The organism is Dorea sp. AM58-8 (genome assembly GCF_003464045.1).
Classification (GTDB): domain Bacteria; phylum Bacillota; class Clostridia; order Lachnospirales; family Lachnospiraceae; genus Claveliimonas; species Claveliimonas ammoniilytica.
This window is the reverse complement of the sequence record NZ_QSDM01000007.1, coordinates 13,461-37,454: the sequence shown is the minus strand read 5'-3', so window position 1 is coordinate 37,454 and position 23,994 is coordinate 13,461. Positions and strand designations below refer to the sequence as shown.

The following is a 23,994-nucleotide window of genomic DNA, read 5'->3' as shown; positions in this document are numbered from 1 at the left end:
TTGTAACTTCACGCTCCCGTGAAGCTCTGATTTACGGGAGCGTGAAGTCCACTAGGGGCGTGGGGAGTGTATCTCCCCACAAAGTACAGCAGGAAAGAAACTAAAACAGAAAGAAAAGAGGTCAATCATTTATGGAATTAAGATTTGTCGTACCAAACATGGAAAAGACATTCGGGAACTTGGAGTTTGCCGGAGAAAATACTACGGAACAGCAGAGAATCAACGGGCGTATGGCTATCATTACCAGAAGCTACAACCTGTATTCCGATGTGCAGAGAGCTGATGATGTAGTTGTGACACTTCCTGCCAAAGCTGGCGAAAAACATTTCTTGCCGGAGCAGAAAGTAAAACTTATCAATCCACGAATCACTACCGATGGCTATAAAATCGGGGAACGTGGATTTGTCAATTACATCTTACTTGCAGACGATATGTTACCAGTGGAAAGTAAATAAGGGGGTATTCAGATTATGAGATTAGCAAATGGAATCGTCATTGATAAAGAAAAGACTTTCGGAGTGTTGAAGTTCTCCGCATTACGCCGTGAGGTTCATGTACAGAATGAAGATGGAACGGTCAGTGAAGAAATTAAGGAACGCACCTACGATTTGAAATGCAACACACAGGGACGCATGATACAGGTATCTGTTCCGGCGACTGTGCCGTTAAAAGATTATGGCTACAACGCCGAAGTGGAACTTATCAATCCTGTTGCAGACACGGTAGCCAATGCGAATTACCGTGGTGCAGATGTGGACTGGTATGTAAAGGCAGACGATATTCTTCTAAAGAACAAAGATGCTCATGCCGGAAATCTACAGAACAATGCCCCACAGCAACCGCCGAAGAAATAAGTCTGTAACCTATGATTTTCATTGTACTGGTCAGATATAATTGATATAATATATATAATCATATTGATGTGTCTAGTTGATTGTTCATATTTAAATTTAGGCTTGGAAAGGAGAGGTTTTATGAAGAGAAAAATACTTGCAATTATTCCGATTGTCATGTTAATAATTTCACTGTCTGCATGTGGCAGAAAGGAAACATTGTATGAAATTCCTGATTTATCACAATATAAGACAGATTATGTGGGCGATTCTTCAAATGTTATAAATATTGTAAGTAAACAGGATTATCCAGAGGGCTACTCTTATGACAGCATAGAGATACAGTCTGAAACAAAACCTTATGGATTAACAGTTTTTCTAAAAGCTGAACCATCTGCGTCTATGCTTGAAGATGAATTACAGGTTAATGCAGATATGACATTTGATTTAATTGGTAATTTAGGAACACTTGATTATAAAACAGCAGATAGCAAAGAAATTATTGCATCGTATGAACGGTAGAGTGATTGTTCTTTATAGAATTAAGAAAATAGGAATTTTAGGAGGTGTATTTATATGAAATTAGCAGATTTAGCAACAGGTTCTGATGTGATAGTGTGGATTGTCTTTGTGATATTTGCTGTACTTTCTATAATTTTACTTTCTGGACACGGAAGTTGGTTTATTTCTGGATATAATACAGCTTCAAAAGAAGAAAAGGAAAAATACGATGAAAAGAAGTTATGTAGGACAATGGGATTTGGAATGTCCATTATCGCAATTCTTGCATTAACTATGGTGTTATTGGAAAATATTTTACCTGCATTTTTTGTATATATTGCATTGGGGATTATTTTGGTTGATGTCGTGGTAATTATCATTTTAGGGAACACGGTATGCAGAAAGTAACAACTTCCAGTTTTATAAGTTAGCTTATATGTCCCAAACAATTAAACCAACATTTAAGGAGATGGGAAAATGAATTTTACCGATGAAAAAGATTACATCATGCGAATGATAAAAGAAATGGTAAGAGTATTATTTTCATTAGCCTTTGGGAAAAAGTATGTTTCTGTTGAACTTGAAAAAGAAAACAAGTATGAAGTATCGGGAAAAAATTTGAAAAATTTTCTTAATATGATTGATTTAGGACAGATTAACGAAGCAGAGAACATACTTTTAGATAGCATTGACTATACAAACAAAAACGAAGTAATGGCGGTGGCTCTTTTTTATCAGTACCTTAGTGAAAAAGATAATCAGTTTTTGGAAAACAACAATTATACAAAAGAAGAAGTGCTTTCTGGTTTCAAACAATTACTTATGAAATCGGGATATAGAGATTTGCTTTATTTGCTCAAATATGATGAGTAATACAGAATTAAAAATTCAGCCTTTATAATTTTATATTTATATTCACAAAGCAGTTAGTCTACATGATTGACTGCTTTTCTTACGTCCAAAGAAAGGAGTTTATATGAAAGTATGGAAAAAATCTAAAGGTAACAGGATTCGTGCCAGTGATAAATCACTGGTCTATCATTTCTGTATCGGCTGGCTGTTACTCCTGTTCGTTGCGGTGTTCCTGCTACTGAACCTGCAACAGCTTCTTGTTACCGATTGGAAAGATTTTAACCTGCTCCATGTCGGAATTACTTGGACTGCCTACAATTCCATTACGGTTCTGATAGCGACTGGTGTTTGTGCATTGGTCGCTTTTCTCTACTACCGTTACGGATATGACCGTATCAAGCGGTTGCTACACAGACAAAAGCTGGCTCGTATGGTGCTGGAAAATAAGTGGTATGAAGCAGAAAACACCAAAGACAGCGTTTTTTTCACTGACCTGCAAAGCAGATCAAGAGAAAAAATCGTGTGGTTTCCAAAGATTTATTACCAGATGGAAAAGGGACTGCTTCATATCTGCTGTGAAATCACAATGGGAAAATATCAAGAACAGCTCCTGTCCTTAGAGGATAAACTGGAATCGGGGCTGTACTGTGAGCTGACCGACAAGACACTGCATGACGGATACATCGAATACACCCTGCTCTATGATATGATAGCGAACCGTATTTCGATTGATGAAGTGATTGCCGAAAACGGCGGTCTGCGGTTAATGAAAAATCTGGTGTGGGAATACGATTCACTTCCCCATGCCCTTATCTGCGGTGGTACAGGTGGTGGAAAGACCTATTTTCTGCTGACCATCATTGAAGCCCTGCTAAGAACCGATGCGGATTTATACATTCTTGACCCGAAGAACGCTGACCTTGCAGACTTGGGAACGGTCATGGGAAATGTCTACCACACGAAAGACGATATGATTGACTGCGTCAATGCCTTTTATGAGGGCATGGTCACACGCTCGGAAGAAATGAAACTGCACCCGAACTACCGTACAGGGGAAAACTATGCCTATCTGGGGCTTGCTCCACAGTTCCTTATCTTTGATGAATACGTGGCTTTCCTAGAAATGCTCACGACAAAAGAAAGCACCGCCCTGTTAAGCCAGCTAAAGAAAATCGTCATGCTCGGCAGGCAGGCTGGATACTTTCTGATTGTAGCTTGCCAGCGTCCAGACGCAAAGTATTTCGGGGACGGTATCAGAGATAATTTCAACTTCCGTGTGGGACTTGGTCGCATGAGTGAACTCGGTTACGGTATGCTCTTTGGAAGTGATGTAAAAAAACAGTTTTTCCAGAAGCGAATCAAAGGGCGTGGATATTGCGATGTGGGAACAAGCGTCATATCTGAATTTTACACTCCCCTTGTACCCAAAGGCTATGATTTCTTAGGTACGATTGGGAAACTTGCACACATAAGGCAGGACGGACAGGTGGCGTGCGGAGCGAAAGCCACAGGTACGGACTAGCCTTGCTGGTGTGGCGGTAGCCACGCCAGCAATATTCAAGCCCCTCGGTATCTAACAGAGGGGCACAAATCACAAGGAAACATACACAAAAGTTACCAATTCTTGGCTAAAATTAAGTGTTTGGTAGCTTTTTTCATTGCTGTGACATCAGATGAAAAATGTCACATTTTTTTCGTAAAGGGGGTATCGCACTGAATGATACAGAGTGGATACAGGATTTTGCAGACAAACGTTTGCAGTACGGTGTATCCCAGACGAAACTTGCGGTCATGGCTGGAATCAGCCGTGAACATTTAAGCCGTATCGAATCCGGCAAGGTAGCGGTCACAGAAGAAATGAAAGTAAAACTTTTGGAAGCTCTGGAAAAATTCAATCCAGAAGCACCGCTTACCATGCTGTTTGATTATGTGAGGATACGGTTTCCGACACTGGATATTGGACATATCATCAAAGATATTTTACAGCTCAATATTCAGTACATGATACATGAGGACTTCGGGCATTACAGTTATACAGAACACTACTACATCGGAGATATTTTCGTATATACTTCTCCCGATGAAGAAAAAGGTGTCCTGCTGGAACTGAAAGGAAAAGGCTGTCGCCAGTTTGAAAGCTATCTGCTGGCACAGGAACGGAGCTGGTATGACTTCCTTATGGACGCACTGGTGGACGGCGGTGTGATGAAACGTCTTGACCTTGCCATCAATGACCATACAGGAATGTTAGATATTCCAGAGCTGACCGAAAAATGCCAAAACGAAGAATGTGTATCGGTGTTCCGTTCCTTTAAGTCCTATGCTTCCGGCGAACTGGTCAAGCATGAGGAACAGGACAAAGCTGGTATGGGCTACACCCTGTATATCGGCTCATTAAAAAGTGAGGTGTACTTCTGTGTCTATGAAAAAAGCTATGAACAGTACATCAAACTTGGGATTCCCATAGAGGAAGCACCAATAAAAAACAGATTTGAAATACGATTGAAAAATGAACGTGCTTATTATGCCGTCCGTGACCTGCTGACTTACTATGACGCTGAACGGACGGCATTTTCTATTATCAACCGTTATGTACGCTTTGTGGATAAGGAAGCAGACAAGAAACGGAGCGACTGGAAATTATCTGTCCGCTGGGCGTGGTTCATCGGGGAAAGCAGAGAGCCGTTAAAGCTCACGACAAAACCTGAACCTTACACACTGGACAGAACCCTACGCTGGATTCAACGGCAGGTTGACCCGACACTCAAAATGCTGGAAACAATCACAGAAAAAACAGGGATTGATTATCTGAAAGAAATCCGTAAATCCACGAAACTGACGGAAAAGCACTACAAGATAATCGAACAACAGACCACAGCTACCGAAGATGTGATTTTAGAAAAGGAGAATTGAAAAATGCAACGATTATTATTTGATTTCCTGTTCTTCTCTTTAGGGGGAACGGCTGGCGTGATTGCCATGTGTATTTTACAGGCTGGCAGACAGTCTGACAGAAAAATGATGGAACTGAAAGGAGAAAAGAAAGCATGAATTTTGGACAGAACCTTTATAACTGGTTTTTAAGCAACGCACAGAGCCTTGTGCTTATGGCGATTGTGGTTATCGGTATCTACTTGGGATTCAAACGTGAGTTTTCCAAACTCATCGGATTCTTGGTAGTTGCCTTAGTAGCCGTTGGTCTTGTATTCAATGCGTCCGGCGTAAAAGACGTATTGTTACAGTTATTCAATAAGATTATTGGAGCGTAAGCCTATGGAAGAATGTAGCGTATTGATAGAAAGCACCTTGCCAGCAGAGGATAAAACCTCTCGCTGGTTCAATCTCCCCATTGATTATGAGCTGTTCCGTGACCTGCTCGGTGTGGAAGCCGACAGTGGCGATTATCAGATTATAGATATGAAACTCCCTTTTGCTGGCGATATTGTAAGAACAACCAGCGTCAGACGATTGAATAAGCTGTACTTTGCTTACATGGAGTTACCGCCAGAAGTTCAACAGGCATACAATGACTTGATTTCCTATTGTGGTGGTGTTGAGGATTTATTGCAGAAATCAGAAGAATTTCGGTTTTATCCAGAGTGTCACAATATCATGGACGTTGCCCGTTACCGACTGGAACACAACATTGAATTTTCTGCCCTCTCCGAAAAAGGGAAAAAATACTTTAATCTGGAAGCCTATGCACAGGAGCTGGAAGAAACAGGACGTTATGCTGTCAGTGAAAACGGTATGTTCAAGCTCTGATAGACACCGAAAGGAAGTGACCGCTTATGATTGATGATATGCAAGTCTATATAGCCAATCTTGGCAAGTACAATGAGGGAGAACTGGTCGGGGACTGGTTCTCTTTTCCGTTGGACGAAGAAGTGATTGCAGAACGTATCGGCTTAAATGCAGAGTACGAAGAATACGCAATCCACGATACGGACAACTTCCCGATGGAGATTAGCGAATATACTTCCATCGAAGAACTGAACCGTATTTATGAGCAGTTGGAAGAATTACCAGATTACCTGCTGGACGACTTGGACAGTTTCGTATCCTATTATGGAAGTCTGGAAGAACTGGTGGAGCATAAGGACGACATCATTCTGTATTCCGGCTGTGAAACGATGACCGATTTAGCCTACTATCTGATTGATGAAGAACAGGTACTCGGAGAAATCCCGTCCTCTTTACAGAATTATATTGACTACGAAGCCTACGGGCGTGACCTCGATATAGAGGGGACATTTATTGCAACAAACGCTGGTATCTGTGAGGTACTGCGTTAAGGGCTGGCAGATCAGCACCGCCACTGGTGCTACTGTCAGCTTTTCTCTTGGGGGCAGTCTGGGAAATCCGGCTGTCCCTGTTGTTAGGAAAATGAAGAAAGGAGCATTTACAAGTGAAGAAAATCCGAAGTTATACAAGTATCTGGAACGTGGAAAAGGTACTGTATGCCATCAATGATGTAAACCTGCCATTCCCTGTAACCTTTACCCAGATTACATGGTTCGTGCTGGCGGAATTTATCATCATTCTGTTTGCAGATGTACCGCCACTTTCCATGATTGAGGGAGCATTTTTAAAATATTTCGGGATTCCCGTTGCCCTTACATGGTTTATGTCACAGAAAACCTTTGACGGGAAAAAGCCATACAGTTACATCAAGACGATGGTTCTGTATGCCCTGCGTCCCAAAGTGACTTATGCCGGAAAAGCCGTGAACCTACATAAGCAGAAATTTGAGGAATTTATCACGGCAGTAAGGAGTGTGACCTATGTTCCCGATTAAATATATCGACAACAACCTTGTCTGGAATAAGGACAATGAGGTGTTTGCCTACTATGAGCTGATACCTTACAATTATTCGTTCTTATCCCCAGAACAGAAATACCTTGTGCATGACAGCTTCCGTCAGCTTATCGCACAGTCCCGTGAGGGAAAGATTCATGCGTTACAGATTGCAACTGAAAGTTCAATCCGAAGCATACAGGAACAGTCAAAGAAGCTGGTAACGGGGAAATTAAAGGAAATCGCCTATCAGAAAATAGACGACCAGACCGAAGCCCTTGTGTCTATGATAGGCGACAATCAAGTGGATTACCGTTTCTTTCTGGGATTCAAGCTCATGGTCACAGAGGACGAAGTCAATCTGAAGAACATCAAAAAATCGGTATTTCTGACATTCCGTGAGTTTTTGAATGAGGTAAGGCACACGCTGATGAATGACTTTGTTTCCATGAGCAATGATGAAATCAACCGTTATGTGAAGATGGAAAAACTGCTGGAAAACAAAATCTCCCGTAGGTTCAAAATCCGCCGACTGGAAGCCAAAGACTTTGCCTATCTGATGGAACATCTCTACGGCAGGGACGGGATAGCCTATGAAGATTATGTGTATCCTCTGCCAAAAAGAAAATTAAAAAGAGAAACACTGATTAAGTATTATGACCTTATCCGTCCTACCCGTTGTGTGGTGGAAGAAAGCCAGCGATATTTGCGTCTGGAACATGAGGACAGCGAAAGCTATGTATCCTACTTTACGGTCAATGCCATTGTCGGGGAGCTGGACTTCCCATCATCGGAAATCTTTTATTTCCAGCAACAGCAGTTCACATTCCCTGTGGATACGTCTATGAATGTTGAGATTGTCGGGAATAAGAAAGCCTTAACCACTGTCCGCAACAAGAAAAAGGAATTAAAGGACTTGGACAATCACGCCTATCAAGCCGGAAATGAAACAAGTTCAAATGTGGTGGAAGCCTTAGACAGTGTCGATGAACTGGAAACAGATTTAGACCAGAGCAAGGAAAGTATGTACAAGTTAAGTTACGTCATACGGGTGTCTGCACCCGATCTTGACGAACTGAAACGCCGTTGTGATGAAGTCAAGGACTTTTACGATGATTTGAACGTGAAGCTGGTACGTCCTGCCGGAGATATGATGGGACTGCATGGAGAGTTTCTTCCAGCCAGCAAGCGTTATATCAATGATTATATCCAGTATGTGAAATCCGATTTTTTAGCCGGACTTGGTTTTGGAGCTACCCAGATGTTGGGAGAAAATACAGGAATTTATATCGGATATTCTGTGGATACAGGAAGAAATGTTTACCTGCAACCGTCCCTTGCCAGTCAAGGAGTAAAAGGTACGGTCACAAATGCGTTAGCGTCAGCCTTTGTCGGTTCGCTTGGCGGTGGAAAATCATTCTGTAATAACCTGCTTGTATATTATTCCGTTCTGTTCGGGGGACAGACAGTTATCCTTGACCCCAAAAGTGAACGTGGCAACTGGAAAGCAACCCTACCGGAGATTGCAGAGGAAATCAACATTGTAAATCTCACCAGCGACAAGGAAAATGCAGGGCTTCTTGACCCGTTTGTAATTATGAAAGATAAAGAGGACGGAGCTACACTGGCAAAAGAAATTTTAACATTTTTAACAGGTATCTCAACCCGTGATGGAGACAAGTTCCCTGTGCTTATCAGTGCAATCAGCAAAGTATCAGAAAGTGAACACAGAGGATTGCTAAATGTTATCACAGAATTACGGAAAGAAAATACGCCTATTGCAAACCATATCGCAAATCATATTGACAGTTTTACAAATTATGATTTTGCACACCTGCTCTTTTCAGACGGAACAGCGAAAAATACTATCAGTCTGGATAACCAGCTCAATATCATACAGGTTGCGGATTTGGTTCTGCCGGATAAAGATACTACTTTTGACGAATACACGACCATTGAATTATTATCGGTGGCAATGTTGATTGTAATATCTACCTTTGCCTTAGACTTTATCAATTCAGACCGAAGCATTTTTAAGATTGTAGACCTTGATGAAGCATGGGCGTTCTTAAATGTGGCACAGGGCGAAACTTTATCAAATAAACTGGTGCGTGCTGGTAGAGCCATGAACGCCGGAGTATATTTTGTCACGCAGTCCTCTGGGGACGTATCAAAAGAAAGTCTGAAAAATAACATCGGCTTAAAATTTGCGTTCCGTTCCACAGATACCAACGAAATCAAGCAGACCTTAGAGTTTTTCGGACTGGACAGCGAAGATGAAAACAACCAGAAACGGTTGAGGGACTTGGAGAACGGACAATGTTTAATGCAGGATTTATATGGGCGTGTCGGTGTAGTACAGATACACCCTGTCTTTGTAGAACTGCTCCATGCTTTTGATACCAGACCGCCGATAAAAAGTGAGGTGGATTTGGAATGATGAAATCTGTCACAAAAGAAAAGGTATTCCATGTACTGAAACTGATTCTGCTTGCCGTGACCGTCACGCTGGTACTGCTATCCCTGCTTGGGACGGTAGCTCATGCGTCTGGACTGGTCGATGATACGGTCAATGCTGACAACCTGTATTCAAAGTATCCGCTTTCCAACTATCAGCTTGATTTCTATGTGGACAATAGCTGGTCTTGGCTTCCGTGGAACTGGCTGGACGGCATTGGAAAATCGGTACAGTACGGGCTTTACTGTATCACAAATTTTGTCTGGACAATCAGCCTGTATCTTAGCAATGCCACAGGGTATGTGGTGCAACAGGCGTATAAGCTGGACTTCATCAATGACATGGCAGATAGTATTGGGAAAAGTATTCAGACACTTGCCGGAGTGACCGAAAACGGATTTTCCAGCAGTGGATTCTATGTGGGATTCCTGCTCATTATCATTCTGATTGTAGGTGTTTACACTGCCTATACAGGGCTTCTCAAACGGGAAACCAGCAAGGCACTTCACGCTGTTATCAACTTTGTGGTGGTGTTCATTGTGTCTGCGTCCTTTATTGCTTATGCTCCCAACTATATCCAGAAAATCAATGATTTCAGTTCGGACATCAGCACCGCTTCTCTGGATTTGGGGACAAAAATCATGCTTCACGATTCTGACAGCAAGGGAAAGGACAGCGTAGACCTTATCCGTGACAGCCTGTTTGCGATACAGGTAGAAAAACCGTGGCTGTTATTGCAGTTCGGAAACAGTGATACCGAAGAAATCGGAGCTGACCGTGTGGAAGCTCTGATTTCTGCCAGCCCATCAGACGAAGATGGGGAAACAAGGGAAAATGTTGTGAAAACAGAGATTGAGGATAACGACAATGACAACCTTACCATTCCACAGGTCGTCAACCGTCTCGGCATGGTGTTCTTCCTGCTTATCTTCAATCTTGGCATTACTATTTTTATCTTTCTGCTTACCGGTATGATGTTGTTTTCCCAGATACTCTTTATCATATATGCCATATTTTTACCTGTCAGTTTTTTACTGTCCATGATACCGACCTATGAGAACATGGCGAAACAGGCAGTTGTCCGTGTGTTCAATGCCATTATGACAAGAGCCGGAATCACACTGATTGTGACCGTGGCATTTTCGATTTCCAGTATGTTCTACAATATCTCAACAGACTATCCGTTCTTTATGGTGGCATTTTTGCAGATAATCTGTTTTGCCGGAATCTACATGAAGCTCGGAGAACTAATGAGTATGTTCAGCCTGAATGCCAATGACAGCCAGCAGATAGGTCGCCGGATATTCCGTAGACCGATGGTGTTCATGCGACATAGGGCAAGACGTATGGAACGACGAATTGCAAGGGCTGTGGGTACAGGAAGTATGGTCGGAGCTGGTGCTGGTTCAGTCGCTGGTTCTGCTTATAATCACTCTCGTTCTACTCATAAAAAAACGCCAGCCAGACCACAAAGGAATAATGATGTTTCAATGGGAAGCCGTGTCGGTTCTGCGGTAGGTGCTGTGATGGATACGAAAAATAAAGTCCGTGACGGTGCTTCTTCTCTGAAAGAAAATGTGAAAGATTTGCCGACACAGGCTGGTTATGCTGTCCATTCTGCGAAACAGAAAGCAAAGGATAATGTATCGGACTTTAAGCGTGGCGTTGTGGAAGAACGGGAAAACCGACAGGAACAGCGTACACAGAAACGCAACCTGCACAGGGAAAATATCTCACAGAAAAAGCAGGAATTACAGAAAGCACAGGAAGCAAGACAGACCGTTCATGCGAATGGATCAGCGACAGCCGGAGCTACCAGAAGCCATGAACGCCCTGTTGCCACACCTGTTCCAAAACCAGCACAGACCGATATAGTTACGAAGCCGGATATGAAACGTCCTGCTACTTCTCCTGTGATAAAAAATGCAGAAATCAAGGCTGGAAAAGAAACCGTCCGAACCAATATCAGACAGGAACAGCAGGTTAAATCTGTTGCCAGAGCGAACCAGCCAAACGTAGCAGAATCCATCAGCAATCATAAGAAATCTACGGTACAGAAAACACAGGTCAACCAAAAACAAAATCGTAAGACTGTTACGAAGCAACCAGAGAAAGGACGAAAGAAATGAGATTAAAGCGTATCCTTATCATAGGTACGATATTTCCTGTCCTTTTCTCCATCGTCCTCTTTTTCGGGATACTGATTTCCGGCGAAGATGACGACAGTTCCAACAGTTATTCAACTGTCTACTCTGGCATGAACCTGTCAGCCGATGTCCTCAAACATCAGCCGATGATAGAAAAATACGCCAGAGAAAGCGGTATCACGGAGTATGTGAACGTCCTGCTTGCCATCATACAGGTAGAAAGTGGCGGTACGGCTACCGATGTCATGCAGTCCAGCGAAAGTCTGGGACTACCGCCAAACTCACTAAGTACAGAAGAATCCATTAAGCAGGGGTGTAAATATTTTGCGTCCCTGCTTTCTTCCTGTAAAGCAAAAGGCATGAATGACATTAACGTGGTCATTCAGTCTTATAACTATGGTGGTGGCTATGCAGACTATGTGGCGAAGAACGGGAAAAAGCACAGCTCAATCTTGCAGAGAATTTCGCAAAGAATAAATCCGGCGGTACAAAAGTGACCTATACGAACCCGATAGCAGTCAGCAAAAATGGTGGCTGGCGTTATAACTACGGGAATATGTTCTATGTGGAGCTGGTCAACCAATATCTGACCGTGAAGCAGTTCAGTAACGAAACGGTACAGGCGGTTATGAATGAAGCGTTGAAGTATCAAGGCTGGAAATATGTCTATGGTGGCAGTAACCCAAACACCTCTTTTGACTGTTCTGGTCTTACCCAGTGGTGCTACGGAAAAGCCGGAATCAGCCTGCCACGAACCGCACAGGCACAGTATGACGCAACCCAGCATATCCCGTTGTCACAGGCACAGGCTGGCGATTTGGTCTTTTTCCATTCCACCTACAATACCAGCGACTATGTAACCCATGTAGGAATCTATGTGGGAAACAATCAGATGTATCATGCCGGAAATCCAATCGGCTATACCGATTTGACCTCTGCCTACTGGCAACAGCACATCATTTGTGCCGGAAGAATTAAGCAATAGAAAGGACTTGAAATATGTTTAAGAAGAAAGAAAAAACAATGAAAGAACCCAAAGAAAAGAAAGTGCGTACCATGAAAGTCGGGACACACAAGAAATCTGTCCTGCTTTTGTGGGCGGTACTTCTTGCAAGCACCAGTTTTGGCGTGTACAAGAACTTTACCGCCATTGATACCCACACAGTGCACGAAAAAGAAATCATTCAGTTAAAGTTGAACGACACCAACGGGATTGAAAATTTTGTCAAGAACTTTGCGAAAGCCTACTACACATGGGATACCAGCAAGGAAGCGATTGAAGCAAGGACAACAGAAATCAGTAAATATCTGACCAAAGAATTGCAGGATTTGAACGCCGATACTATCCGAACAGATATACCAACCAGTGCCACTGTTACAAATGTGCTGGTCTGGAATGTGGAACAGTCTGGGACGGACGATTTTACCGTTGACTACGAAGTAGATCAGCAGGTAAAAGAGGGAGAACAGACACAGGCAGTTGTAGAAAACTACACGGTGACGGTTCATGTGGATAAGGACGGTGCAATGGTCATTACCCAAAATCCTACCCTTGCTCCGGCAGTACAGAAATCAAAGTATGAGCCAAAAGCACAGGAAGCAGATGTCAGTGTTAGCTCTGACACAGTTAAGGACGCTACCGCTTTCTTGGAAACATTCTTCAAACTGTACCCTACCGCTACGGAGAAAGAACTTGCCTACTATGTCAAAGACGGTGTGCTTGCTCCTGTATCCGGCGATTATGTATTTTCAGAACTGGTAAATCCTGTCTTTACCAAAGATGGCGATAACCTCAAGGTCAGTGTGTCTGTGAAATATCTGGATAACAAGTCGAAAATGACGCAAATTTCGCAGTATGAGCTTGTGCTTCATAAGGACGATAACTGGAAGATTGTAGGATAGCATAAGATTAGGGCTTGCATTTTGAAGTGTAAGTCCTATTTATTTTTTGCCGGATATTTTGCAGTAATACTTTTAGCGCGTTATAATTGTTTTTATCTTATGAGAGAAATAAATTAGACAGTTTGTCATTATGTTTTTTGAAAAAATTTTGTTTATGCATTATCTTTTTGTGGCTCTCAATCGTTCTACCTTATAGAAAGGGATATTATATTATTCTGGGAAATTCTATTTTCTTTATGAAATCTTCAAAATTTACAGCTATCCTTTTAGCATAATCAAAAGAAAGGATAGTACAAAATATGAGTATAATTTTGAAAACAACAAATCTCTGCAAATCATTCAGTGGGCAGACAGCCGTAAATAACATATCGCTGAACATTGAAAAAAACTCTGTCTATGGATTGTTAGGAGCAAACGGAGCCGGAAAGTCCACAACACTCAAAATGATAACAGGCATTTTGAAGCCGACATCTGGAAGCATTGAGTTTGACGGTCACACATGGCAGAGAAGCGACTTAAACCACATCGGGGCATTGATTGAAATGCCGCCGCTTTATGAGAATTTAACCGCCTATGAAAATCTGAAAGTTAGGTCAACCCTTTTAGGGCTGACAGACAAAAAGATTGAGGAAGTGCTCCAAATCGTCCGGCTGACAGAAACAGGCAGAAAAAGAGCCGGACAGTTTTCTCTTGGAATGAAGCAACGGCTTGGAATTGCGATTGCATTATTAAATAGTCCGAAGCTGCTTATTCTTGACGAGCCTACAAACGGTCTTGACCCGGTGGGGATTGAAGAACTTAGGGAGCTTATCCGTTCCTTTCCGGCAAAGGGAATTACCGTTATTTTATCCAGTCATATTCTTTCCGAGGTGCAGCAGACAGCAGACCATATCGGCATTATTGCGGGCGGTGTCTTAGGCTATGAGGGGAAACTTAATGCGAATGAAAATTTGGAACAGCTTTTTATGGACGTTGTAAAAAATAACCACAGGGAGGGGTAAGGCATGAACTACTTAAAATCAGAACATTTGAAATTCAAAAGGACAATATCAAACAAGCTGCTTTTCATCATTCCACTTATCACAGCTATTTTTGCATGGATAGTGGGCGGCTTCATCGGTTTTCAATATATGACGCTTTACTGGTGGTATGAGTTCCTGCTTCCGGGAGCAATCGCAATTTTATGTTCCTTATCACACCGGAAAGAAGAAAGCGCAGGGAAATATTATTCTGTATTTTCTATGCCCTTGAACCTTTCAAAATTTGAAATGGCAAAAGGAATTATTCTGATTGAAAAGCTGCTTGTAGCAGGAATATTTTTAGCATTACTTATCTCAAGCAGCAATATCATTTCCCCGGAAACGGCGGTATATTCTGTCCCACAGAGTATAGCAGGTTGCATAGCGATTGCTCTCGCGTCCGTCTGGCAAATCCCGTTATGCTTGTATCTTGCGCGTAAAACAGGGCTGTTTGTGCCGATAATACTAAATACCGTACCTGGAATACTTCTTCCTGTCTCGTTGGGAAACACAGCCGTTTGGTGGCTCATGCCGTATTGTTGGGCGGCGAAACTGGCAGAGCCGCTTATGGGGATTGACCTAAACGGAACTTTTGCAGGAAATCCCGGCTTTTCCACAACCGTTTTTATCTCTATTGCACTATCAATATTCTTATTCGTTGTATTATCTTTTGTGGACGCAAAGGATTTTTCAAAAAGGAGGTAAACAGTATGGGCTTTCTTGGAGCGGTTCATTCTGAACTGGTAAAAGTGAAGCATACGCCGTTTTGGACGATGCATTTATGTCTGCCTGTTGTTGGGGCATTGCTGTTTATTGTTTACTATGTCTTATATGGAAGCACAGCGGATTACAAAAAGTTAAAAATGATATTGGAGATTACAGCAACCGTTTTTCCTTTGCTGATAAGTGTTATCGTTAGCCTGAATGTCTTATTAGAAGAAAAGGCTTCACACTTTCAAATATTGCTAGAAGTACCTAACCGATATAAAGTTATGCTGACAAAATTGGTCGTTTTATATGGAGCAGGAATAGCTGCGCTGTTTTATCTGTTTCTTGTCTTTCTGCTTGGCGTTCATTTTTTAAAAATAGCTGATACCGTACAACTGAGTATGTTAGTTAAAGCAGCCGCAGGAATGGCATTTTACAATTTAATTATTTATGCTCTGCATTTATTCTTTAGCTTTCGGTTTGGACTGGGTATCTCATTGTTTTTGGGAGTATTTGAAAGCCTGCAATGTATTCTATACAGTAATATTGAGTTAAAAGGAATATGGCGGTATATCCCCTTTGCATGGTCTATGAACTGGGTGCATGATGTTTTGAACAATGGGCTTTCTGTTCATGTAACAGAATGGATATGGATTGCTGCATTAACAATAGGCGGCGTGTTATTGACTTTACTATGGTTTTCTCATTGGGAGGGGCGAAAAAATTATGAATAAAAAACGGATTATGTTTGTGCTGTTTGCTTTTATTGTTTGTGCCGCTCTTGCCGGCTGCTCTTTACAGGATAAAATCAAAGAATATTCCAGTGACAAAGAACAATGTTATCTGGATACGGAAAACGTAACACGATTTTCCTATAAGGGCAACAATTACACGATTTTGGCAGATACCGTATCGAATGGTGGGCTTGGAGAATGGATTGGATATATCCGGCAACTGGCAGCCATAGATGAAAAAGGAAAAATATTGCTGCAAGAAAATGTTGAAACGGCTACCTTTCATTCTTTAGCGGATTTGGCAGAGAAAGCACCAGAAGCCGCTTACATTATTCCTTTCCTCAATGTATATGCAGCTCCTAACGCAGATGCTTATCTGATTGTAGATATAAATGGTGGGTATCATAAAGCTGTTATCAGCGAGAATGTCAAGGATAACGATATGGTTTTTGATTTTAAGAAAACAGAAAAATCTATAAACGGCAGCTTTGAAGTCAATCCAGAAAATGCAACACAACTCCTTTGTGGGGGGACGATTTATCAAGTAACGTCTGATATGGTATCGGATGATGAATTAGGCAGCTACATTGATATTCTTGCAGAAAGTGTTACATTCGATACAGAAACGAAAATCCCTTTGTCAAAGGAAGATTTAAGCAAGATTGATTGGTACGGGGAAAATGCTGGACAAGGGCGGGAGAATTGGTTTTACACAGATATTTATGAGATTTACGGAACCGATAAAGCTGAAGCGGTTGCGGTCAATGTAAATGATAACTACTATATTGCAAAGCGACAATGACAGCTTTCCTGCCCTTGTAGCTTGTGCTATACTGAAAACGACAACGAAAGGAGGCAACAATATGGCAGCGATCCTTATGATTGATGATGAACAGGCTATTTTAGAGCTTGTGAAAAATGGACTGCAAAAGGACGGGCATTTCGTAACTGCCTATACCTCTGCTGCACAGGTGCCACTTGATAAACTGAATAGGTACGATTTGATTATACTGGATATTATGATGCCGGATATAGATGGTTTTTCTTATTGTGATAAAATCCGTTCCCTTGTGGACTACCCTATTCTTTTTCTGACTGCAAAGACAATGGAACATGACATCACATTTGGGCTTGGTCTGGGAGCAGACGACTATCTGACAAAACCTTTCCGAATTGCAGAATTACGGGCGAGGGTAAACGCTCACTTACGGCGTGAACACAGGGAACGCCATACCGCACTTACCTTTGACCGAATAAAAATTGATTTATCTGCAAAAGAATTACGGGTAGATAACATGCCCGTTATCTTAACCAAAAGCGAATATCTGATTTGTGAATATCTTGCAAGGAACAAAGGACAGGTATTTTCAAAAGAACAGATTTACGAAGCGGTTTTCAGCTTAGAGGGCGACAGTGATAATTCTACAATTTCTACTCATATCAAAAATATCCGGGCAAAATTAAACAAACTGGATATTCAGCCGATAGCGACAGTCTGGGGGATTGGGTATAAATGGGAATGAAGAAAACAACATCACTGAAAGCGTCTTTTTGGAAATTCTTATGTATGCTTCTGATTGGGCTAATAGGTGCGGTGGTGATACCATTCAGTCTTATTTTAGCCGGAACCAGTACGGGACTTATTACCTATGCGGATTATTCAGAACGCAGTGCAAAAAACCTTGTTCCTGTTATTGCTGCAACGCCGGATTTGACAGATGTGCAGCTTCCTATGGGTTGCAAGTATTTGGTGCTGGATAAGAATTATCAAGTGACAGAAACAACCTTAGAGGGCGACGATTTAGACCGGGCTATGGAATACGCAATATCTGGGAAGATAAATACAAACCTCAACAAACAGTATTTGCTTGTGACCCGCGAAAATGAATATGTGGTGCTACAATATTACATCGGCTCACAATTTACAAATGAATGGCTTTATGAACATTTTCCCTCACCGGAAATTCTGCTTTATATTCTCATAGCAATCAACTGTATTGCGGTATGCGTGATATTGACAGCGAAGTTTGCAAAAAATATGCGGGCGCAGCTCTCCCCGCTTTTTGAAGCAACAAGGCAGGTTGCCGGACAAAATCTTGATTTTGAAGTGGGACATTCAAAAATCAAAGAATTTGAGGATGTACTTTGTTCTTTTGCTAATATGAAAGATAATCTGAAAATATCTTTAGAGAAGCAATGGCACGCGGAACAATTACAAAGAGAACAGATTGCAGCACTCGCTCATGATTTGAAAACACCTTTGACCGTCATTCAAGGAAATATTGATTTGATAAGTGAAACAGAGCTTGACGACGAGCAACGTCTATATGCGGGTTACATCACTGAAAGTTCCGAGCAGATAGGCATTTATATTAAGACGTTAATTGACATTTCCCGGACAGTCGCCGGGTATCAGCTTCATTTAGAAAAATTTGATATAGCTGATTACATGAGACGGATTGAAACGCAGGCAAGCTCTTTATGCCTTACTAAAGGAATTTGTCTGCACATGGAAACGGGAGCTGACCTGGGCGCACTCAAAGCGGATAAGTTGCTGTTGGAACGGGCAATTATGAATGTGATAAGCAATGCGTTAGACTACTCTCCAACACAGGGGACAATTTATGTAACAGCGCAAATGACAGACTGCTTTTTGCACATATCCATAACAGACGAGGGAAGCGGCTTCACGTCAGAGACCCTACACCATGCACAGGAACAGTTTTTCATGGGCGACAAAAACAGAACTTCTAATATGCACTTTGGTATGGGACTTTATATCACAAGCAGCATTATCAAGCAACATGGCGGACAGCTTGTTTTAAGCAATTCTAAAAAGACTGGCGGCGCACAGGTTATTATCAAAATTCCATATTAAAAGTAGTGGGCGGTACTGCGGTATCGCTCATTATTTTTTCAAATCTTTATGAAATCTACAAACTTTCCATATAGCATATAGGTAAAGAATAGAACTACAATCTGCCGGACAACGGCAAAAGAAAAAAAGCCATCGTAGAGCAGAGGTATTTTCACGCGCCATTCCTAAATTTCGACGACTAATGGAGGTAGTTGCCATGATATATATAGCGTATCGACAAAGTACGACACATTTCAGCTTATCAAAAAAAAGCCCGACCACCGCAGATTAAGAATTTCTTGGGTTATCGGCTTATTTTATTGAATATGCAAGGTGGAGGATTACTCGTCCTCCACTTCCTTTGACTTAATAATTCCATCAGCAACACTTTCAATGATGATTAAGTCCTTTTCGGACATAGTATCAAGTTGCTTTTCTAACTGCCGTCTTCTGGTGCTTTTTACCAGATCAGAGGCAGGTAAGAAAAATTCATCGGCAGATATATTAAGTAAATGAACAAGGTCATAAAACACCTGTAAGCTTGGGTGCTGTCCTTTGTTTTCGATATTTGTTAAATAGCGTGGGTCAATTTCAATCATAGCTCCCACCTGCTCACGGGTAAGACCCTGCTTTATCCGAGCTTGTTTGATTGCCAGACCAAACGCTCTAAAATCGTATTTATCTTCTTTTTTACGCATATGTAATCACCTCACTACATTTTACAGTTCCTGTTGGTAAATCAACAGGTATTGAAAAACGTATATGTAGGTTCGTGAGTTCATATTTTGCATTTTAAAACAAAATACTACTTGTGAGGTTAATAAAAAAACCGCTATGAGTAGTGTTCTTTTTGAATGTCTCAATATTTATTCATTTCTTAGCGGTCAAAACCGCTTTTTTATTTCCAACAAAAGGTTTTGTTTTGCGGTTCTCGGGGGTAACTGCATTGCAACAAAACTGTAAATATCTATTTATCTTACAGCTAAAAAAATTCCAGCTTATGCAGTAACGAATTACACCCTTGAATGTGGTTTTTCACATCACACAATAGGAAATATTCAGAAAGCACAAAGTCAGTACAACATCTGTATTGCCTTAGTGCTTTTTTTCTATTTAAAAGAATTTTGTAAATTCTTTGCTTTTCGTGCAACAAATCGCAATCGCCAGACGAGTGTTAGTGCGAAAAGGGACAAGGAGTTCTTATCCCCTTTCAATTTAGCCAGAAAGGGGGTGAGAACATGAAACCCTCTTCTTTCCAGACAGCTATTCGACTTCAATTTGATTGTCTTGTAAAACGTGTTATTGACACGACAGTAAAAGATTATCAAAGAGAGCTGTCCAGACGGGCAACACACGAGATAGCTTTCTCTGAATTGCCGGAGCAGGAATTAAATCATGTAGGTATTACAGACGATTACGACAGCGATTATTCTTGTTTCGAGGTATTGGGAACAAAGGTAAAGGTTAATAATGAACAGTTAGCAGACGCATTGAAGATTTTACCAGAAAAGAAACTAGATATTTTACTGATGTTTTATTTTCTGGAAATGTCGGACGCTGAAATTGCCGATTTGTTACAGATTGACCGTAGCACTTCTTTCCGCAACCGTAGAAGTTCATTGGAAGAAATCAAAAAGTATTTACAGGAGGACGAATAATGAAATCCGCAGACAAATGCCCGTCTTTTACTGTTATATCTCTTTCGGCAGATGGTGACGTACAGGCAATAGAAAAAGTGTTGAAACATTATGACGCATACATTTCCAAAGCCAGCTTACGTCCATTGTATGACGAATACGGGAATATTTACATAGCAGTTGACACAGAACTCAAAGGCAGAATCAGAACCGCTCTTATGGAAATGATTTTGAAATTTGAAGTTGAGGTAGTTTAAGGCAAAAATCGCACCTTGAAAATTGAATATAACAATCAGATACGTTTGATATACAACGAGCCAGTGGATTGAACCGCCATGACGGTGAAAGGGGTGATTTGATGAGCGATTATTTCAATGTCCCACGGATAGCTTGTGGAAAAGCTATTGCCAAGACCTGTATATCTGAATAATGATACACCCGTAGAAGTACGGTTCGCCCATCGGAATGGGAATGGTTGAAACACCAGTGGAGCTTGCCAGAGCCATCTGATTGTTACCTTATTATATATAAACAATCTTTCATAACGAACAAGCATTTTTGCATAGTCTTAAATATACGCAAGTGAGGTGATTCAATGGCGAATGACACAAATATAGTTTGCAAAAATGTTTTTAAAAATTGTGATAAGACGGCATTAGCAACAGCATTTACTTTGAAATGGGTTGAACTTATCAACCAATATGAAAAAAGCAACAGAAAGGCAACACCTGCCAGATAATAGACAAACTATCCTGCTAGATGTTATAATGACATCATGTAGAGATAGTTTGTTTTGTCTTCTCTGGAAAAAGGAGAAAGACTTATGACAACATCAAAATTAAGAGTTGCTATTTATTGCCGATTATCAGAAGAAGATAGAAACAAACAATCAGAAACAGACGACAGTAACAGTATTCAGAATCAAAAGTCAATGTTACTCCAATATTCATTGGAGCAAGGCTGGGAAGTCTATAACATATATAGCGATGATGATTATACCGGCTCTGATAGACGACGCCCAGAATTTAATCGACTGTTAGATGATGCAGAAAATCACAAATTTGATATAGTCCTTTGTAAGACACAATCAAGATTTACCAGAGAACTTGAACTGGTGGAAAAATATATACACGGTTTGTTTCCTCTTTGGGGTATTCGTTTCATCAGTATTGTTGATAATGCAGATACCGCAAATAAAGGAAATAAAAAATCAAGACAGATTAACGGTCTGGTAAATGAATGGTATTTAGAGGATATGTCAGAGAATATTAAAAGTGTTCTTACTGACAGGAGAAAAAACGGATATCATATCGGAGCTTTTGCTTTATATGGATACAAAAAAGACCCCGATCAAAAAGGACATTTGATTATTGATGAAGAAGCCGCCAAAGTCGTCAGAGAAGTTTTTACATTATTTTCACAGGGATATGGAAAGACAGCGATTGCACGTATATTAAATGACAGAGGAATCCCAAATCCAACAGAATATAAACGACTTCATGGATTACGCTATAAGCAACCTAAAACCCAGAATAGTACTTTATGGAGATATTTTGCTATATCAGATATGTTGGTCAATGAAATATATATTGGTAATATGGTTCAAGGAAAATATGGAAGTGTTTCGTACAAGACGAAACAAAATAAGCCAATACCAAAAGACCAGTGGATTAGAGTTGAGGGAACACACGAACCAATTATTGAACGGGAATTATGGGACAGAGTGCAATCTATGGTGACTGAAAAAGCAAAGCCATTTACTGTTGGTACAGTTGGATTGTTTGCCAGAAAAGCTCGTTGTATGAATTGTGGATATACAATGCGTTCCAGTAAAACGAGTGATGGCAGACGATATTTGAAATGCTCTTGCAGACATGTATCAAAAGATTCTTGCATTGGTTCATTTATTTCTATACCAAAATTGGAAAAAGCAGTTATTGATGAATTGAATTGCTTATCCAGAGAATATCTTAACAAAGATGAGCTTGAACAAAAAGTACAATTTAACAATAATTTGCAAGAACAGAAAAAATCTGTTGAAAATGAAATATCCATATATGAAAAAAAGATTTCTGAATATACAAAAGGAATACGTGAACTATATTTAGACAAAGTAAAAGGTGTTCTTTCAGAATCGGATTATCTGGATTTATCCAAAGACTTCTCAAAAGAAAAAGAAAGGCTTGAAAAGCTGGTAGCAGATACACAAAAACAGCTTGACGTTATCGAAAGAAAAATGCAGGCTGGTGACAATCGACGGCAGTTAATAGAGCAATATACAAATCTTGAACATTTAGACAGGGAAATTGTTGAAATACTGATTGATTACATATTGGTTGGAAAAAAAGACCCTGTAACAAAAAATGTACCTATTGAAATACATTGGAATTTCTAAGGTTCTCACATCTGGCAACTAGTATGCCAGATGTTCGGGAACTATCTTTAAAACATTAAATGTTGTCTTTACACAATCGCACCATCTGCTGCCATATCCTCGTGCAGATCGGTAATTGGATCACCTTTGGACTGGAAAGTTGTGGCACTCCATGGTACACCTCCGGCTGACTGTGGCCACAGAGCAAGTGTGTGATCCACATAGTATTTGTCAAATCCGGATTCCTTTAACTGTTCGACTGTAAGGTTACGGGTGAGCTGATAGACAATGGCGCAGATCATTTCCATATGGGCAAGTTCTTCCGTTCCAATATCTGTGAGTATTCCTGTTACTTCTTTATATGGCATGGTATATCTCTGTGACAGATAACGCATAGATGCACTAAGCTCGCCGTCAGGTCCACCAAACTGACTGATAATCACTTGTGCCATCTGTGGATTAGTCTGGCTGATTTTTACCGGATATTGCAGTCGTTTCTCATAATTCCACATATACTAGCATCCCCCTTCCTGCCATGGCCACGGTTCATCGATCCAACTCCAGTTTTCACAGGAGTCTGTGCGCACAGTATCGATGGTGAGCGGACTGTAGTATTTGGCATATTCGTGCAGAGCACATTTGCGCATTTCCTGATATTTTTCAAAATATTCCATGGCATCCTTGTCGCAGGGATGGGTATCCAGAAATAACTTTACATCGTCTACAGCGAAACTGGCGGCGTTGATTCGATTCATCAACTCCTGTCTGCAAGGCTTATTGTCATTCATCTACGGACACCTCCTGTTCCACAGAATGGTTTGTTTAAGTCTTCGAAAATAGTTCCACAGCAGAGACCTTTCTCTACATCCAAGATATTTCGCCACATCTGCCAAGGGACATAAGCCATGGCAACTGCCATATCGCCCAAAGTATCGTAGCGACCCTTTACTGCACAGGACATTTCGCCGGCAGTATCGCAGTCGCAGTAAGGAACTTCGCAGGATTCCCGCTGGGGGCGGGCATTTGACTGCTGTTGGTTACATCCGTTCATGTTGGATGAACATCCACAGTAACCACGCCTGTTTGATTCCGGTGTATGGTAACGGTAATTCGGCATTTTTCATTTACTCCTTTCAGAATATTTACAGTATCATACTATGGGAAATTCGAATGA

28 protein-coding genes and 2 pseudogenes are annotated in these 23,994 nt (G+C 41.1%); 26 read left to right on the top strand and 4 right to left on the bottom strand.

The window, feature by feature from the left end:
• Positions 1–131 precede the first annotated feature (131 nt).
• The 22 genes and pseudogenes from DXA18_RS07020 (at position 132) to DXA18_RS06910 (ending at position 18,830) form a co-directional block, all read left to right on the top strand.
• Positions 132–455, top strand: coding sequence for a YdcP family protein (locus DXA18_RS07020; protein ID WP_118383295.1), 324 nt, complete (start codon positions 132–134; stop codon positions 453–455).
• A gap of 15 nt (positions 456–470) precedes the next feature.
• Positions 471–854 (top strand): YdcP family protein, encoded by a 384-nt coding sequence (locus DXA18_RS07015; protein ID WP_118383294.1) that lies wholly within the window; start codon positions 471–473, stop codon positions 852–854.
• A gap of 120 nt (positions 855–974) precedes the next feature.
• Positions 975–1,355 carry a DUF4825 domain-containing protein gene (locus DXA18_RS07010; protein WP_055200574.1) on the top strand — a complete coding sequence of 127 codons (381 nt, stop codon included), beginning with the start codon at positions 975–977 and terminating at the stop codon, positions 1,353–1,355.
• A gap of 54 nt (positions 1,356–1,409) precedes the next feature.
• Complete coding sequence (locus tag DXA18_RS07005) at positions 1,410–1,742, top strand: DUF3784 domain-containing protein (RefSeq protein ID WP_004844219.1); 333 nt, start codon at positions 1,410–1,412, stop codon at positions 1,740–1,742.
• Between the two features lie 69 nt (positions 1,743–1,811).
• A complete protein-coding gene (locus DXA18_RS07000) occupies positions 1,812–2,207 on the top strand; it encodes a DUF6483 family protein (protein WP_004844218.1) in 396 nt (131 codons plus the stop codon).
• A 103-nt stretch (positions 2,208–2,310) separates the two neighbouring features.
• Entirely contained in the window at positions 2,311–3,708 is a 1,398-nt protein-coding gene (locus DXA18_RS06995) for an FtsK/SpoIIIE domain-containing protein (RefSeq protein WP_118383293.1), read from the top strand.
• 158 nt (positions 3,709–3,866) lie between these two features.
• Positions 3,867–5,099 (top strand): MobT family relaxase, encoded by a 1,233-nt coding sequence (gene mobT, locus DXA18_RS06990; RefSeq protein ID WP_118383292.1) that lies wholly within the window; start codon positions 3,867–3,869, stop codon positions 5,097–5,099.
• A 3-nt stretch (positions 5,100–5,102) separates the two neighbouring features.
• Positions 5,103–5,237: a DUF3789 domain-containing protein gene (locus tag DXA18_RS06985; protein WP_005334887.1), complete on the top strand. Its 135-nt coding sequence runs from the start codon at positions 5,103–5,105 to the stop codon at positions 5,235–5,237.
• On the top strand, positions 5,234–5,455 hold the full coding sequence (locus DXA18_RS06980) for a hypothetical protein (protein WP_004844214.1): 222 nt from the start codon (positions 5,234–5,236) through the stop codon (positions 5,453–5,455). The genes DXA18_RS06985 and DXA18_RS06980 overlap by 4 nt, the downstream gene beginning before the upstream one ends.
• A 4-nt stretch (positions 5,456–5,459) precedes the next feature.
• Entirely contained in the window at positions 5,460–5,951 is a 492-nt protein-coding gene (locus DXA18_RS06975) for an antirestriction protein ArdA (RefSeq protein ID WP_118208032.1), read from the top strand.
• Between the two features lie 26 nt (positions 5,952–5,977).
• A complete protein-coding gene (locus DXA18_RS06970; protein WP_055158607.1) occupies positions 5,978–6,481 on the top strand; it encodes an antirestriction protein ArdA in 504 nt (167 codons plus the stop codon).
• A 113-nt stretch (positions 6,482–6,594) separates the two neighbouring features.
• Complete coding sequence (locus tag DXA18_RS06960) at positions 6,595–6,984, top strand: conjugal transfer protein (RefSeq protein WP_118383291.1); 390 nt, start codon at positions 6,595–6,597, stop codon at positions 6,982–6,984.
• Positions 6,971–9,424, top strand: a complete 2,454-nt coding sequence (locus DXA18_RS06955; RefSeq protein WP_118383290.1) for an ATP-binding protein — start codon at positions 6,971–6,973, stop codon at positions 9,422–9,424. The genes DXA18_RS06960 and DXA18_RS06955 overlap by 14 nt, the downstream gene beginning before the upstream one ends.
• Complete coding sequence (locus tag DXA18_RS06950) at positions 9,421–11,571, top strand: CD3337/EF1877 family mobilome membrane protein (protein WP_118383289.1); 2,151 nt, start codon at positions 9,421–9,423, stop codon at positions 11,569–11,571. The genes DXA18_RS06955 and DXA18_RS06950 overlap by 4 nt, the downstream gene beginning before the upstream one ends.
• A pseudogene (locus DXA18_RS06945) lies at positions 11,568–12,574 on the top strand (bifunctional lytic transglycosylase/C40 family peptidase). Before DXA18_RS06950 ends, DXA18_RS06945 begins: the two are co-directional and overlap by 4 nt.
• Positions 12,575–12,588: 14 nt before the next feature.
• Entirely contained in the window at positions 12,589–13,491 is a 903-nt protein-coding gene (locus tag DXA18_RS06940; RefSeq protein WP_118383288.1) for a conjugal transfer protein, read from the top strand.
• A 299-nt stretch (positions 13,492–13,790) separates the two neighbouring features.
• On the top strand, positions 13,791–14,492 hold the full coding sequence (locus tag DXA18_RS06935; RefSeq protein WP_118383287.1) for a lantibiotic protection ABC transporter ATP-binding protein: 702 nt from the start codon (positions 13,791–13,793) through the stop codon (positions 14,490–14,492).
• A 3-nt stretch (positions 14,493–14,495) separates the two neighbouring features.
• Positions 14,496–15,215 (top strand): lantibiotic immunity ABC transporter MutE/EpiE family permease subunit, encoded by a 720-nt coding sequence (locus tag DXA18_RS06930; protein WP_117889327.1) that lies wholly within the window; start codon positions 14,496–14,498, stop codon positions 15,213–15,215.
• Between the two features lie 5 nt (positions 15,216–15,220).
• On the top strand, positions 15,221–15,952 hold the full coding sequence (locus tag DXA18_RS06925; RefSeq protein WP_117889328.1) for a lantibiotic immunity ABC transporter MutG family permease subunit: 732 nt from the start codon (positions 15,221–15,223) through the stop codon (positions 15,950–15,952).
• Complete coding sequence (locus DXA18_RS06920) at positions 15,945–16,754, top strand: NisI/SpaI family lantibiotic immunity lipoprotein (protein WP_118383286.1); 810 nt, start codon at positions 15,945–15,947, stop codon at positions 16,752–16,754. Before DXA18_RS06925 ends, DXA18_RS06920 begins: the two co-directional genes overlap by 8 nt.
• A 61-nt stretch (positions 16,755–16,815) precedes the next feature.
• A complete protein-coding gene (locus DXA18_RS06915) occupies positions 16,816–17,475 on the top strand; it encodes a response regulator transcription factor (protein WP_118383285.1) in 660 nt (219 codons plus the stop codon).
• Positions 17,466–18,830, top strand: coding sequence for a sensor histidine kinase (locus tag DXA18_RS06910; protein ID WP_118383284.1), 1,365 nt, complete (start codon positions 17,466–17,468; stop codon positions 18,828–18,830). The genes DXA18_RS06915 and DXA18_RS06910 overlap by 10 nt, the downstream gene beginning before the upstream one ends.
• A gap of 320 nt (positions 18,831–19,150) precedes the next feature.
• Here the strand turns inward: DXA18_RS06910 and DXA18_RS06905 are convergent, their stop codons facing one another.
• A complete protein-coding gene (locus tag DXA18_RS06905; RefSeq protein WP_118383283.1) occupies positions 19,151–19,507 on the bottom strand; it encodes a helix-turn-helix domain-containing protein in 357 nt (118 codons plus the stop codon).
• A gap of 540 nt (positions 19,508–20,047) precedes the next feature.
• Here DXA18_RS06905 and DXA18_RS06900 point away from each other — a divergent pair.
• From DXA18_RS06900 to DXA18_RS06890, 4 genes are all read left to right on the top strand, one after another.
• Positions 20,048–20,467, top strand: a complete 420-nt coding sequence (locus tag DXA18_RS06900; RefSeq protein WP_117889335.1) for a sigma factor-like helix-turn-helix DNA-binding protein — start codon at positions 20,048–20,050, stop codon at positions 20,465–20,467.
• A complete protein-coding gene (locus tag DXA18_RS06895; protein ID WP_181991585.1) occupies positions 20,467–20,703 on the top strand; it encodes a helix-turn-helix domain-containing protein in 237 nt (78 codons plus the stop codon). Before DXA18_RS06900 ends, DXA18_RS06895 begins: the two co-directional genes overlap by 1 nt.
• Positions 20,704–21,041: 338 nt before the next feature.
• Entirely contained in the window at positions 21,042–21,185 is a 144-nt protein-coding gene (locus DXA18_RS15790; RefSeq protein ID WP_181991584.1) for a hypothetical protein, read from the top strand.
• Positions 21,186–21,269: 84 nt separating this feature from the next.
• Positions 21,270–22,841 carry a recombinase family protein gene (locus tag DXA18_RS06890; protein ID WP_118383282.1) on the top strand — a complete coding sequence of 524 codons (1,572 nt, stop codon included), beginning with the start codon at positions 21,270–21,272 and terminating at the stop codon, positions 22,839–22,841.
• Between the two features lie 33 nt (positions 22,842–22,874).
• Here DXA18_RS06890 and DXA18_RS06885 read toward each other — a convergent pair.
• The 3 genes and pseudogenes from DXA18_RS06885 to DXA18_RS16090 form a co-directional block, all read right to left on the bottom strand.
• Positions 22,875–23,332, bottom strand: a pseudogene (locus tag DXA18_RS06885) (manganese catalase family protein); the annotation flags it as partial.
• 3 nt (positions 23,333–23,335) lie between these two features.
• Positions 23,336–23,608: a spore coat protein CotJB gene (locus DXA18_RS06880; RefSeq protein ID WP_118383281.1), complete on the bottom strand. Its 273-nt coding sequence runs from the start codon at positions 23,606–23,608 to the stop codon at positions 23,336–23,338.
• A complete protein-coding gene (locus DXA18_RS16090; protein WP_243007064.1) occupies positions 23,605–23,937 on the bottom strand; it encodes a spore coat associated protein CotJA in 333 nt (110 codons plus the stop codon). The genes DXA18_RS06880 and DXA18_RS16090 overlap by 4 nt, the downstream gene beginning before the upstream one ends.
• Between the last annotated feature and the right edge of the window lie 57 nt (positions 23,938–23,994).